12 protein-coding genes and 1 riboswitch are annotated in these 14,823 nt (G+C 37.1%); of the genes, 6 read left to right on the top strand and 6 right to left on the bottom strand.

Features of this window, described 5'->3' with window-relative positions:
- Window positions 1-56: 56 nt before the first annotated feature.
- The 3 genes from NLW78_RS02910 to NLW78_RS02900 form a co-directional block, all read right to left on the bottom strand.
- Window positions 57-1,478 (bottom strand): hypothetical protein, encoded by a 1,422-nt coding sequence (locus NLW78_RS02910; protein ID WP_254495424.1) that lies wholly within the window; start codon window positions 1,476-1,478, stop codon window positions 57-59.
- Window positions 1,479-1,685: 207 nt separating this feature from the next.
- Window positions 1,686-3,131 (bottom strand): peptidoglycan DD-metalloendopeptidase family protein, encoded by a 1,446-nt coding sequence (locus NLW78_RS02905; RefSeq protein ID WP_254495418.1) that lies wholly within the window; start codon window positions 3,129-3,131, stop codon window positions 1,686-1,688.
- Window positions 3,132-3,815: 684 nt separating this feature from the next.
- A complete protein-coding gene (locus tag NLW78_RS02900; protein WP_254495411.1) occupies window positions 3,816-5,117 on the bottom strand; it encodes an O-acetylhomoserine aminocarboxypropyltransferase/cysteine synthase family protein in 1,302 nt (433 codons plus the stop codon).
- 185 nt (window positions 5,118-5,302) lie between these two features.
- Window positions 5,303-5,410: riboswitch (SAM riboswitch) on the bottom strand.
- A gap of 233 nt (window positions 5,411-5,643) precedes the next feature.
- On the opposite strand from NLW78_RS02900, the gene NLW78_RS02895 reads away from it, so the two are divergent.
- Complete coding sequence (locus tag NLW78_RS02895; RefSeq protein WP_254495409.1) at window positions 5,644-6,423, top strand: yteA family sporulation protein; 780 nt, start codon at window positions 5,644-5,646, stop codon at window positions 6,421-6,423.
- Window positions 6,424-6,491: 68 nt separating this feature from the next.
- Window positions 6,492-6,665, top strand: a complete 174-nt coding sequence (locus NLW78_RS02890) for a hypothetical protein (protein ID WP_254495407.1) — start codon at window positions 6,492-6,494, stop codon at window positions 6,663-6,665.
- A gap of 22 nt (window positions 6,666-6,687) precedes the next feature.
- On the opposite strand, the gene srtD is transcribed toward NLW78_RS02890, so the two are convergent.
- The 3 genes from srtD to NLW78_RS02875 all read right to left on the bottom strand — a co-directional run bounded on the left by srtD (window position 6,688) and on the right by NLW78_RS02875 (window position 11,208).
- Window positions 6,688-7,293 (bottom strand): class D sortase, LPxTATN-specific, encoded by a 606-nt coding sequence (gene srtD, locus NLW78_RS02885; RefSeq protein ID WP_254495405.1) that lies wholly within the window; start codon window positions 7,291-7,293, stop codon window positions 6,688-6,690.
- A gap of 128 nt (window positions 7,294-7,421) precedes the next feature.
- Window positions 7,422-10,043 (bottom strand): GGDEF domain-containing phosphodiesterase, encoded by a 2,622-nt coding sequence (locus NLW78_RS02880; protein WP_254495403.1) that lies wholly within the window; start codon window positions 10,041-10,043, stop codon window positions 7,422-7,424.
- 292 nt (window positions 10,044-10,335) lie between these two features.
- Entirely contained in the window at window positions 10,336-11,208 is an 873-nt protein-coding gene (locus tag NLW78_RS02875) for a DUF1028 domain-containing protein (protein ID WP_254495402.1), read from the bottom strand.
- A 539-nt stretch (window positions 11,209-11,747) separates the two neighbouring features.
- Here NLW78_RS02875 and NLW78_RS02870 point away from each other — a divergent pair.
- The 4 genes from NLW78_RS02870 (at window position 11,748) to NLW78_RS02855 (ending at window position 14,764) form a co-directional block, all read left to right on the top strand.
- The gene (locus NLW78_RS02870) at window positions 11,748-12,563 is read left to right on the top strand and encodes a hypothetical protein (RefSeq protein ID WP_254495400.1); all 816 of its coding nucleotides are present in this window, start codon (window positions 11,748-11,750) and stop codon (window positions 12,561-12,563) included.
- 18 nt (window positions 12,564-12,581) lie between these two features.
- Window positions 12,582-13,160: a signal peptidase I SipW gene (sipW, locus tag NLW78_RS02865; RefSeq protein ID WP_254495398.1), complete on the top strand. Its 579-nt coding sequence runs from the start codon at window positions 12,582-12,584 to the stop codon at window positions 13,158-13,160.
- 83 nt (window positions 13,161-13,243) lie between these two features.
- Window positions 13,244-14,080, top strand: coding sequence for a TasA family protein (locus NLW78_RS02860; RefSeq protein ID WP_254495396.1), 837 nt, complete (start codon window positions 13,244-13,246; stop codon window positions 14,078-14,080).
- A gap of 72 nt (window positions 14,081-14,152) precedes the next feature.
- A complete protein-coding gene (locus tag NLW78_RS02855) occupies window positions 14,153-14,764 on the top strand; it encodes a TasA family protein (RefSeq protein WP_254495394.1) in 612 nt (203 codons plus the stop codon).
- Window positions 14,765-14,823 lie beyond the last annotated feature (59 nt).

Raw genomic sequence — 14,823 nt, 5'->3', positions numbered from 1 at the left:
TAGTAAATCATAAAAAACAAGTGAACCTTTTGGTCCACTTGTTTACATAACTTTTGTTACCAAATGATTATCGCAACGGTCGTAGATAAAATGAGCCCGATCATAACAGGTAAGAAGTTTTTCCGAACTAACTCCATGACAGATATTCCACAAAACCCTGCAATTGCTATAACGGATGACCAAGCAATAATTGTACCTCCACCAGTCCAAATGGACCCCATTTGACCTATTGCAGCTAAAGTTGAAGGATCCATCCCAGTTGATGACAGGGCTCCTGATAGCGCCCCTGTTAATGGCAAACCTGAAAACCCAGAACCATCTAAACCTGTGATAATACCAATTAACAAAATACTGAATGCTGCTAACACCGTACTGTTAGGCAAGATTTCTTGAGATGCATTCACTAAATCGAACAGGAAGGCTGGTGAATCGTCACCAAGGGATAAAATGTTCCCCGAAAACTCAGAACTACCGAGAAAGAAAAAGCCTGCAATAGGTATTACAGGACCCATTGCCCGAAATGCGAAGACAAACCCTTCGGTAATGTGTTCACTTATATGATCTAAAGCTTTATGTTTTCCAAATGCTACCGTAGCTAATAACAGAAGAATTACAGCGACCCCTCCAATAAATGCTGCTCCATCTCCACCTTCGAATCCGCTCATTCTACCAGAATTTAATTTCGTAAATATCATATACGTAATAACCGCTAACATAGCTAACGGAACAATTACGGCAAATATTTTGCTCCAAGTCGATAGGTTATTACCTTTTGCTTTTCGTTTACTTTCATCAAGCCCTTGCATTGCATGAATTTCTCTTTCAATTCTTGGATCATCTTTTTTCCGGAAATGTTTTCGGTTAAATAGATAAGCTAAAACAATCGCCGTTACACCGGTAACGATAGATAACACTAATGCTTTATCAACGAGTACGGCTTTATCTATTCCCGCTGCTTTCGCAGATAAATCTGGCGCAATTTGAATAATGTAGTCCGAGGATAGCGCCATCCCTTGACCTGCTAACGCAATAGCTACAGCGGCTACCATAGCTGGCAACCCTGCTCGAATTGCGGCGGGAACTAATAACGCACAAATTAACGGAACCGCTGGTGTAGGCCAGAAGAATAAGGATATAACATATGTTACGACTACTAAAACAAAATAAGCAATGTGGGCGTTTGTCATAAATTTTTGAATGGGCTCTATCATTCTACGATCTGCCCCTAGATCTTTTAAAGCATGTAATAGGGCAACCATAAAAGTAATAATTAAGAAGATGTTAAACAATTCTTTTGCAGCAACTAGGTTTGCATTAAAAACTGCTGTAAAACCACTCACAACGCTACCTTTATATACCCATGCTATTAAAAATGTACCGAATAATGTTGGAAGGACAACTCCTTTTCTACATACCATAGTGGTAATGATCAAAAGCGTAATTATCCCATATAATACGTGGCTAATACTTAAATCCATTTTTTCCACCACCTTTGTGCCTCTGTTAAAACACATTTCATTGTGTTCTACAGAATATGCACAAACACCTAGAAGGGTGATTTATATAAACAGAACAAAATGATAAAAAAAGTTTAGGATTCTCAATTGATGGGTATTTAATAAGTAAACTCCCTTTTATTCCAAAAGAAAAGAACAGAGGTGATTACACCTCTGTTCCCCATTCAATTAATACAATCCTAATGGATTGATATTAGAACCGTATCTCTTTACTTCAAAATGCAAATGAACTCCTGTTGAATTTCCTGTTGAGCCCATCATACCAATTTTTTGACCTTTTTTAACTGTTTGACCTGGTGTTACATTTATCGAAGATAAGTGGCTATAACTTGTTTCATACCCGTTATTGTGATTAATTACTACGTGATTACCGTATCCACCACGCCAACCGGCATATGTTACAGTACCATTATCAGCGGCATATATGGAGCGATTGCTGACTCCGGCAATATCAATGCCGTTGTGCATTTGCCCCCATCTCCAACCCATTTTACTTGTAACTGTACCACCGGCTGTTGGCCAAGCCCAATCTCCTGTACCACGGGAAGGAATGACCTTCGTTCCTCGAAGGATGACTTTCGTGATAGGTTCACGCAAAACCTCTTCCTTAATCACTTCACGGTTTATAACCTCACCATTTTCGATTGTTAGACGGTAGTGAACTTCTTTCATGCCTTCTTTTCCTTGGGTCTTAACTTTTGTTTGTCCTTTATATAGGCTATCAGTATTTTCATAAACTGTTTGGTAACTGATGCTTTGTTGCTCGACTTTTTCTTCTTCCACAATAACATCAATATGAGGTTTACGGCCTGTTACGACAACTTCCTGTCCAATTTGTAATATCGAATTTTGATGTAAGTCAGGGTTCATGTTTAATAAATCGTTCATTGACAAATCATATTTTGAAGCGATAGTACCTAACACTTCACCCGACTGGATTTTATGAATCTTATCCGTTAGCGTCCCTCTTTCTAAAAGTTTAACACCTTGTTCTACAGTTAATAGATCATGGGGACGAACTTTATCTTTCGTAATGGAAACTTCACCGGAGAACGAAATGTCTAAAATAGCTGAATTACCATTTGAGAGTACCTTTTTTTCTTCTTCTGGTGAATAATCAGGGTCTTCAAATTTTTCTAATATATCTTCTGGAACATATTTTGTCTTAAATTGTTTCAAAGCATTTTCCGCATTTTCCCGATCTTTAAAATACCCAATCAGCTCACCATCAACTTCTAGTTTCACACCTTCGATTGCATAGGATACTTGTCCATCCAAAGCTGCTAAAACTTCCTCATTGTCGTATGACGGCTGAAACGTAATTTCAGGTATGTAACTAATATCCTGAGAAACGGTTAAGTTCATCCCCTCAAAGTTTTCTTCTTCTTGGGACATATTTTTCTTAATATACTCCTCGATGACATTTTGATCGCTCACTACACCTAAATATTCCCCATTCATATAAACATGATAAACACGGGGCCACTCTTTAATAGAATCTGCTTTAATGATTCCGAATGAGATACCCAATCCTAAAAGTAAGGTGAGGAACATTAACTTTATAATCATGGTGTAATTGAGGAATTCTATCTTTCTCATCCTTGATCCTATCACGTTTTCTCCTCCTAGACTCACTATTCATCTTTCGCTCATCTAAATCTATTAATAAATTTACCACATCAATAGTCCTAAAAAAACCTTTATCAACATAATGTAACAAACTTGTATAATTCTTGTTAAATATTGTCATATATTATGTTTAATTGTTACATTACTCAACTAATTTTATATAATATCATATTGCTAGAATTGCCAAAAGAAAAAAAGACTTGTTTTCAACCCTTCACCGCCTTTATTTTACACTTATACTATAACAAATTAATGCGGTGAACGGTTACAGGATCGACGGAAAATCATGATGAAAGTTGATGAAAAAAACGAGACTCCTGCGGGAAAAGCAATCCAGGCGAAACCCCACAGAACGAAACGCAAGTGGAGTTCAAGGAGGCTCGCGGATCGCCCGCGGAAAGGGAGGCTTTTTCATCAAGGATGAAATAACATTTAAAAAGGCCGCCGAGACTTTCTCGACAGCCTGAAGACTTTTGGAAACAAGTCTTTTTCATAATGGGACATTTACCGTTATAGTTGCTTACTATTTTATTTTACATATAACAATATAAGGAGACCTATGGATTCGTCTCTTATTTCTTGCCGAAGATAAATTCAGGAAATCCAACAGATACAATATATCTATAAACTTCCTATATTGCAAATCAGCTTTTTTAGAAATAGAATTTTTTATTGGGCTACTGGGGTTGTCGCTTTTTCAATCGCTTCGTTTAAGTCATCAATTAAATCTTCCGGTGATTCAATGCCAACTGACAGTCGAATCAATTCTTCTGTCACACCAGTTTGTTTCAACTCTTCCTCATTTAGTTGTTGATGTGTCGTAGATGCCGGATGAATAATTAAGGATTTCGCGTCTCCAACGTTTGCTACATGTGACCATAAATGAATGTTATCTATAACACGGCGACCAGTTTCTCGACCTCCCTTTATACCAAAGACTATGATTGAACCTGCGCCTTGATCTAAATACTTTTTCGATAATTCATAGGACGGATGGCTTTCTAACCCAGGATATGATACCCAATCTACAGCATCATGGTCCGCTAAATACTTCGCTATCGTTAACGCATTTTCATTATGACGTTGTACTCTTAAGTGCAGTGTTTCTAAACCTTGCAGCAAAGTAGAAGCATTATCCGGACTTAAGCAAGGTCCAATATCCCGTAGCAATTGAACACGTAATTTCGTTCCAAATGCAGCTCCTTCTACATCAATTCCAAACCGAATATTATGGTAACTACGATCCGGTTCTATAAAACCTGGGAATTTTTCGTTATTCCAATTAAACTTCCCACCGTCTACAACTACACCGCCTATAACTCGACCATGTCCTCCAATCCACTTTGTTGCTGAATGAATAACAACATCTGCACCCCATTCAATTGGTCGACAACCATAAGGTGTCGCGAATGTATTATCAACAATTAACGGAATTTCGTTATCATGGGCAACGTTTGCAACAGCTTCAATATCTAATACATGCAAACTTGGGTTACCAATCGTTTCGGCAAAAACGGCTTTTGTTTTAGGTGTAATAGCACTTCTGAAATTTTCTGGATCTTCCGGGTCAACGAATGTCACATTTATCCCGTATTTCGGTAACGTATTGGCAAATAAATTATATGTTCCTCCATATAAATTTGTAGCTGCTACAATTTCATCACCTGCATGTGCAACATTTAAAATGGACAACGTAATAGCTGCCATACCTGAAGATAAAGCTACAGCATTTGTTCCACCTTCTAGAAGAGCAATCCGCTTTTCAAAGACGTCTACAGTTGGATTCATAATTCTTGTATATATGTTTCCCTGTTCTTGTAATGCAAACAAATTTTGTGCATGTTCTGTATCCCGAAATACATAGGAAGTTGTTTGATAAACCGGAACTGCTCTTGCACCTGTTGTTGGATCGGGTTGTTGTCCCCCATGTAATAACTGTGTTTCACGCCCAAAATGATCTGAATTAGCCATTAAAACCACTCCTTTAATTTTTAGTAAACCAATAAGATTACTCAGATTTATTTTTTTATAAGGCATAGAACCTTATCGTTCACCATTTGTCTCGCATTGGGGTTTATAGTGTCGTGTAAGGTAAAGAAGAAGAGGAAAAACTGAAAAACCCTCTTCATAAGAAGAGGGTCAATATACAGATCCTCCTCTTATCTTTCAGACCTAACGTCTGTAGGAATTGGCACCTTTTCAAGCCGCTGCTTGAAGGTTGCCGGGTTTCATCGGGCCTATCCCTCCACCACTCTCGATAAGAGATTAAATTGTAAATTTATTCTTAATTATGTAATGATTGTTAGGTGAATTATATATTGTAAATTCAAAATTGTCAATAAATTTAGCGTTACATTTTATACTTTTATATATAAGCTATTGTGATATACATTATGCAAAGGATTTTTTTTACAGTTTTCACACATTTTTCGTTAATGGTTTTTTTTTGTTCGTGAAAACTATAATTAGAGTTTAACTAATGGAAGGAGATCAAAACATGTTATCAGCAGACCAAATATCCACCTTCCGTTCCAAACTAATGAAGGCGAAACAGCATATTGAAAAACGTTTAGAAGACAATGACCATTTTGATTTGGAACATGGACATTACCATGATGCTGTGGGCGAATTATCTAGTTATGATAATCACCCAGGCGACGAAGGCAGTGAGTTATACGAGCGTGAGAAGGATATTGCGTTAAATGAACACACAGAGGATGAACTTAGAAGTATAAATAATGCTTTAGAAGCAATAGATAAAGGGACTTATGGTAAGTGTGAAGTATGTGGTAAGGATATCCCGTTGGAACGTTTAGAAGCCATGCCTACAACAACTTACTGTGTCGAGCATACTCCGGAACAATTCATAACCGACCAACGTCCTGTGGAAGAAGATGTGATTGGTCCTCCATTTGGGCGATTTGAATACGACGAAACGGAAGGGGAAGTATTCGATAGTGAAGATTCGTGGCAAGAAGTGGCTAAATGGGGGACGTCCAACTCACCTTCAGACTTTGTTGTTGCACCGGATCATTATAATGAGACATATATTGAGTCTGATGACCCGGTTGGCTATGTAGAGGATTATGAAAATTTTGCTGCAACCGATATTGAAGGGAAAAATGTAAAGGTGTATCCTTCACCTCAACATAAGGAATATGAAGAGGCCCTCGATGAAGAGGGAATGATGACAGTTTTTGGTGATTTAAAGCCTTATGAAATTGACCCCTATACAGAAGAAGAGGCAGAAAAGAACGAAGATAAATCCTCTCCCTAACCGGAGAGGTTTTTTATTGCTTGTTTCACGATTTCTTTTTAAGATAAGTAATAAGGAGTGAAACAAACATGTATAAATTTGGTTATATATTAATGGGGTTATGGCTCATCATCTGCACTATATTAGCGATTTCAGCAGAGAGTGTAGAGTGGTTACTGTTTTTCAATTTCTTTCTGTTCGGTGTTGGATTTTTTCTCGTTTTCTTTATCGTTGTATGGATGATTAACCGTTGGGGGGAATAGTGTTTCGGCCGAAGCACCCCTCTTATGAGACCGGCTTCGCATATACAATATAACGCTGGGGTGCATTGCCGATATAACGAAATGGATAACATGTCGAAATCGTTAAAAGTTCCTCTGGATATGTAGAGCGGATGACAGTTGTATCATCTGCATCGACTACCTCCGTATCAACAATTTTATAGACGAATGACCCATATGAAACATCGATCATGACCTCATCACCGACCCTCAAATCACCTAAACGTTTAAAAACTGTATCTCGATGGCCTGATAACAAAATTTGATTATTTTCACCTGGCATTGATGATGCTGTGTAATAACCAACACCATACTCTAACTGTTCCTCATTTGTTCCTTCAATGATTGGAAGCTCACCCTCGATTGTTGGTAAATAGAGAACACCGAGTACATTGACCGGGAGTTCATCACTGTTTTCATCATCTCCTATGTTTTCATCTACCTTTTTTATAGATATTGGTTTTTTTTGCTTTGTTTCAAGGGCCACTTTTGCTTGTTGTAATGCAATATGTTGATTGTTTTTAACATTATCTATCTTCCAAACTGAGGACAAAAGCATTATAACACCTGCACTTATAAAAAGAATTGCAATCTTCTTGATATTGATCACTTCCCCTTTTGAAAAACCTATATAAAAGCAGTGTTTTTATTACTTATATTTACTTTGAAATAGCATTCGACATGCCGGTATTCAATTTTTTATGTACGAAAAAAGTAGATGAGTAAACCTATCCTCACCTACGTCTCACTTCTTTTTTTGAACAGATTTTCTATTTCTTCTCCGTTTACAGGTGGACTAAAGTAATACCCTTGGTACACGTCACAGCCATGTTTCCGCAGGAACTGACGTTGCTCTTCGTTCTCAACACCTTCAGCCACGACCGCCATGCTTAGTTTTTTCCCCATTTCAATCACTAATGAAGTAATCGCCATATTATTTTTATTTTCAGGGATGTTTTGAACAAAACTACGATCAATTTTTAATGTATCAATTGGTAACTGTTGAATCATACTTAACGACGAATAACCAGTTCCAAAGTCATCAATAGAAATTTTAACACCAAGTTCTTTCAATCGGTTTAATTGCTCAATTGTATGATCTACATCCCTCATCATAATTGTTTCTGTAATTTCTAATTCTAAATACCAAGCTGACATTCCCGTTTTTTCCAAATGTTTTTGTATCATTTCCATTAAATCTTGTGATAAAAATTGGTTGACTGATAAATTTACACATACCCGCATGGAAGGATATCCCTTTTGTTGCCAACGAACATTTTGTTTGCAAGCTTCTTCAAGAACAAAATCACCTACTGTATTTATAAAACCGGTTTCTTCAGCAATGGGAATAAATACGTCCGGTGGAATTACCCCATACTCCGAATGATTCCAACGTACTAAGGCTTCAACAGCTACTATCTCATTTGAGTTTGTACACACCTTCGGTTGATATAGCACATACAATTCTTTTCTTTGTACAGCTTTACGTAAATCATTTTCTAATTGCAATCGATTATACCGATTGCGTATGAGTTCAGGCATATAGACATGGTATTGATTTTTTCCTTTCTCTTTTGCTGTATACATCGCATGGTCAGCAGCTTGTAATAAACTGTTTATATCCTCTCCATGTTCTGGGAAATAACTTATCCCAACACTTGTAGTCACATTAATTTCTTTACCTTCAACGTAAAATGGTTCTTGAAACACCTTAATAATTCGTTCAGCTAGGAGGTGAACAATTGAATAGTCCTCTACGGTAGACAATATGAGAGCAAATTCATCTCCCCCCATCCTTATCAATAAATCGTTTTGTCGGACAACGTTTTTCAAGCGGGCTCCCACATGTTGTAAGAGTAAGTCTCCAATATCATGGCCTAACGTATCATTAATAATTTTAAATCGATCGATATCAAAATAAATTAATGCTGCATGACTTCCTTGGTTCCGTGCTTCAAAGATTGCTTCTTTCATCGAGTCTTCGAACTTTCGCCGATTAGCCAATCCAGTTAGTAAGTCATGATAAGCCATATGAGACAGTTCCTCTTCCAATTGCTTACGTTCCGTTATATCTCGACTAACGATGATGATAGACTGTAATTTTTGTTCTTTCAATACAGGGGTTAAATTCGTATCAAGCCACACGTACTCCCCCTCAGAAGTCTGTCCGCGAAACAATGTAGATATTGGTTTTTCATCTTGTTTTACTTCGTAAATTTTTTCTTGTAACATATCAACGTCTTCCGGGTGAACAAAATGGAGGTCTGTCTTACCTATTAAATCCTCCGGATCGAATCCGAGCAATTGTTGATAGGATGGTGAAATGAAGGTAATCGCACAATCTTCATTTAATACAATAATAATATCGGATGTATTCTCAGCAATAATCCGGTACTTTTCTTCACTTTTCTCTAATGCTTCCTCTGCACGTTTTCGGTCTGATATATCAATTCCCGATGCAATAATTTCAACGACTTTACCGTCCTGCTTCACTGGGCGTAATGCAACTAAGTAGGTAATCCCTTTATATTCCCCTACATATTCAACTTCCTTACCACTCCAAGCTTGGTTAAACCATTTCTCCATCTGTTCTGCCCGTTCTTTAGAAAAGAAGGACTGAAGTGATTTTCCGGTAATCAAGTCAGGGGTCAAACCCATTCGATACAATAGTTCTCCATCACTTAATTGAACGATAAATTGCTGATTTTTCTTGACTATTTTAAGGGTCATACCTTGTTGCTCACGTAACGTTGTTTGTAAATTGGTTTTTACCTTTTTTATTTCGTCTTCTGCTAATTTTGCCTCTGTAATATCCTTGGCAATACCGTATGTTCCTGTAATGGTGTCGCCAACATAATTAGGAAAGGACGTTACATATACATAACGAACCTCCCCCCCTCTTCTTACAACCCGGATATTGTATTGCTGCATGTTTCCTTTTAGTGCTCCACGAAAGTGACTCACTGCTTTTTCAATATCCAAAGGATGGATAAATGGAATAAAAGACGACCCTAACAAATCTTCTTGTTTGCATAAAGTTAACTTTTCTAACGAAGGATTCCCAGCGATAAATTTGCCGTTTTTATTTAGTTCAAATACAGCATCGGGATTATGCTCAAATAAAGAACGATATTTTTCATTTTGATAACGGCTTTCTAGTTTTTGTTTTTCCAGCTTACGAGCATTATATTGTACCCTGTCATACTGTTTTCCTAAAAGCCAAGCAATAAGAATAAAAAAGATGTGAATGAGTACATCACTTACTTTGACGAATCCCAATTCTAAGTAGTCAATATATATATTTACCGTTGCTGCTAGTGTAGTCAATGTCGTTGCCGTCAGTCTTCCTTTATATTTCAAACAAGGACACCTTCCCCTAGAAAAAGTGATATCTTTCTTAGAATATCTAGAACTTCCTTAACTATCCTTTTTTTGTCGATTTTACAACCAAATTCCGTTAACATAAAAGACAATTGAATCGTTTGTTATGTAATCGTCGTTTCATTCCTAACACATTATTTCATGCACAACAATTTACGTTTATCGTATAACAGCCCGTAACGGGATGTTATGTATAAGACCGTGGATGCAGGTCAGACGTGGGTACGTATGTAAACAAAAAATGAGCTAGGAGGTACCTAGCCCATTTTTATTACGATTTATTTTTCATAAATTGGAGTACTTCTTTATCAATTTTCCCCCGCTCTAATTCACGCTCTTCAAAGTTTTCTACATGAATAAAGCTTGTTAGCCCTTTATAGAACGTATCTTCGTCAACATCCTCCGCCTTTAAATAGCCTAAGCGTACAAGTTCTTCACTTAATTCCTTTTTTACCTGTCCCTCAATCGCTAACACATTCTCAGGCTTCGTTTGGCCAAAGTACAGTTGTTGTAGTTGATAAATGCGAATCAATTCTTTAATTGGATCTGGATGGTCATCGACTCGAAGGTCGACATAACGATCGTTATGACCTCCGTATCCACCCTTTTCTTTAACAATGTAAATGGCTGCAGATTGCTTACCTCTACTATCTCCGCCAGCACCTTGTCCAGCATCCAATGCCTCTAAAAGACGTTCCGCCAAGGAACCTTTCGCATTTTCGAAAGTATTAGCCATTGCTTCTACTGTTTCTTCGCTCACTAAAATGTTACCTTGGGCAGCATAGTGCTTCCCCGCCTTACCACCAGCCCATGGAACACAATTTTCTCCTGTATATGTATAAGCATTTCCTTTTGCATCAATAATCCCGAATTGACGCTCTTCTCTACCTTCATCTTCTGCTACTAAAATTTCAGCTGCTTCTTCTGCTGTCTTGCCTTCTTCCATTAAGTTCAATCCATTTGGACCATATGATGGATTAGCCAATGCTTGTGTTGCAACAGCTCCTACTCCCGCTTTTGCCCATGGTACAACAGAACCGACACCAATAAATTTCGATTGTACAGCTACACCTAGTTCTTCAGTTTCTGGATCAAATCCTACAATTGAGAATGTTGCTACAATATTTTTTGGTATATGTGTCATTATTCTTCATTCCTTTCTATATATTTTTGAGAGCAAACGAAACAGTAAAGTGCATTTTCAAAGTACATACCTTCAAAAAATCCACTTAAGCAATAAACATGCTTCTCACACATATAGCATTTACCTATATACTCCTTCATTTTATCAAATCTTTCCCCCTTTTTCTTAATTTTTTTATTCGAGATTACTTTCCACTGAGTAAGTCTTTGTCATTATGTATATTCAACATTTGGAAATTTTTTAAAAAAACGAGTCATATTTGTAGGATAAAAGACTTATATATAAAGTGTGTTCATTATAAGAAACGGTTAGTTCTTTATTTAACACATATGATTATTAAGCAGGAAATAACTTAATGTAACTTAATTGTTCTTTAAAGAGAACAATTAACATTAAAATAACGAGCCTTTTCATATAAATGATATCAAAGATGTATTTTTCAAACTGAATAGGTAAAGAGGGTGAGGAAAATCCGTTCTACACGATTACAAAGGTATGGTAAGCGAAGGCTAAAAAGAGTTTTATTGGTGTTTCAAATTATGGCAATTTGGTATTCGATGATCATCACCGGTATCTACCTAACCTCGAATACTGGAGCAGCGTTTAATGATGTAGAAACAATCGCTAATTATCTTCATGCAAAATGGGATGTGGATTATTGGGATAAAAGCTCCTTAACATTTGACGGTACAAGAGCTTGGGGAGATTGTAACACCATTTACTCGACAATTATAAACGACGATGATGCAGAAGATATGAAGTACTCAACCTGGCGCTTCTTTCTCTACGAAGTAAATGACAAACATGAGTTCATGGGGGATCCCGTTGACACAGGGACCGTTTCTTTCCTTGAATCAGGGGAGGAAGGCGTAATTGAATCTTCGGCTATTGAAGAAGGAAAGAAATATCGCTTTGTAGTTCGAAGACCTAAGGACCATCCTGGGAAAAACAATCAAGATGAAGACGGGTATTCATACATGAAAAGTGACAACATTATTTATCTTGAGAACTGTGAAAAAGACGCTGTCATTATGAATGAAAAGAACAACAATAAAAAGGCCTCAAAAGCGAATAGCGAGGACGAAGAAAATGATGAAGAAACTACAATTAGTCAAACGGGAAATGGTGAAACAGAAAGCGATGAGGAGACGGCTGAAAACGATGACAGTAATGAGCAACAACAGGTACAGGAAAATGACGTCACTAACAGTGAGGAAGACGTAGGCCTAAGTGAGGAAAACGAAAATGCCGACTCAACGTTAGACGATACTGAGGGTGAACAAAATGATGATTCTACTCAGGATGCTAGTTCAGAAGATACATCCGAAGACAGCACAGACACAAGAAAAGAATAAATTCACGAGGTGATATTCATGAGAAAAAAAATTAACTATAAAAAGGTTGCTAGTAGAACAATTTCTACAATTCTAGCTCTAACACTATTATTTATGATTTTCGTATTCATTTCTTCAAAAGCATCAGATGGCGAACCTAAATTATTTGGATATGAGTTTAAAACGGTTCTATCTGGATCGATGGAACCAACATTTTCTACGGGATCAGTCATTGCACTAAAACCTGTTGAAGACCCTTCCGTATTAAAAACGAACGATATTGTAACGTTCATGCAAAGGGATAATTCGTTTGTCACACACCGGATTATTGACGTAATTGACCGTGAAGGGCGACTTTACTTTCAAACAAAAGGGGATAACAACGCTCAACCTGATATGAACTTAGTTCCTGCAATTAATGTTACTGGTGTTTATACTGGTTTTTCCATTCCAATACTCGGTTACTTTATTGAGTTTTCCAGGTCAAATGCTGGAGCTGCATTACTACTAATTATTCCAGGCGTACTGCTAGTCATTTACTCTGTGATTACGTTACTAAAAGCTTTTAAAGAAATCGATCCGCCGAAAGAAACAAAACTAGAAAATACAAATTCGTAAAGGATTGTTCCTCTTATGCTTTGACATAAGGGTTCAATATAAATATTACATACCTCGACATGAGGGAATAAGGAGGAAGATGAATGAGTATTAAGAAGAAAATTGGTATGGGGGTAGCGTCTGCTGCTCTAGGCATTTCATTAGTTGGAGGTGGAACGTGGGCAGCATTTAACGATACTGCAACAATCAACAACCACTTTGCAGCAGGTACACTAGATTTGGAGGTCGGAAAGAGTCATAATAAGCCTATTTCGTTTGACCTTTCCAACTTAAAGCCTGGTGATAACATTCAAAGAATTTTTGAACTAAGAAATACAGGTACACTAGCTATTAAAGAGGTATTGCTAGATGTTACGTCTGACAACTTCGTTGATGACACGAATGCTGTAAATGGTGGTTCAAACACAGAATCAGAATTTTTGGCGCAATTTAAAATTGATTTTATGAACGTAGATGGAGAATCTACTAATTGGGAACCTAGAGAAAACGTCGTAAAGGACGGTGAAACTTTAACATTAGCGGATCTTGTTGATGGTTCATACGTAAATAAAATTAAAACTGATTACCTTGCATCTGACGGTTCTAATCGGATCAACCTTGCCCCATTAGTCGTTGATGATACTGATTATCGTGGTATTCCTGTAAATCCATCAGATATTGACGATGTATTTATTCAAATTACATTTATCGATAACAACGATCTTAATAACGATGGAACATATGTCCAAAATAAATTCCAAGGTGATAGTGTAGATTTCTTCTTTAATCTGGAAGCCACTCAGTGGGATGGTGTTCATGTAGATACGAATCATGGAAATGGCGAAATTAACAACGAAGTAGAAAGTTCTGCTGACGGTGATAGCATGCCAGACCCTAGAACAAAAGGTGACGCTACACATAACGAAGAAGTAACTGATTAATTTGCATCTTACAAGAAAAGGTGGGTCCTCCCACCTTTTCTACCTATTAACTAGACATTGAGGAGCAAAGTTATGAGAAAAACTCACATAATGATAATCTTTTTCCTTCTCGTGTTGATACCGATTTCAACTATTGCTAGTACTCACGATAATGAACGCCAAGCAGTAATCGATATATCTGTAAAACCACAAAAAATCCTTTTTGACTTACGTAATACGAAACCTGGGGATTCGGTCGCCCGCTCTTTTCAAATTGCGAATAACGGGAAAGAGCAATTAACATATTTGATCAACAATACGTTTACAGATGGATCTGAACATTTTTATAATCAACTTTTACTACAGATAAAAGACGAAGGTGAAAATACCATTTTCAATGGTAAACTTAAAGATTTTCAGCAATTAGATGAGCGTACTCTACAAAGTGAAACGAGCGAAAATTTGTTATTCCTCATTGAGATTCCGACTGAACTTACAAACGAATTTCAAGGTTTAGGAAGCGAGTTTCAATTCAAAGTTTATGTTGAAGGAACGTTAGGTGGGGTATTGCCTGTAGATAAACGATTGCCTTCAACTTCTACGCCGTTTTTTAATTATTTCTTAATAGGATCCGTTTTCATTCTGATTGGCGCTAGTTTATATGTCTATCAAAGGAGAAATTCTATAAAGAACAAACAGGACTAAGCAGCCTTGATGATTGTCATACATAAATCAAGGCTGTTTTTTTAGTTTATAAAAGGGTG

This window comes from Salirhabdus salicampi, from assembly GCF_024259515.1.
Lineage (GTDB): Bacteria > Bacillota > Bacilli > Bacillales > Alkalibacillaceae > Salirhabdus_A > Salirhabdus_A salicampi.
This window is presented reverse-complemented; position numbering and strand designations above follow the sequence as displayed.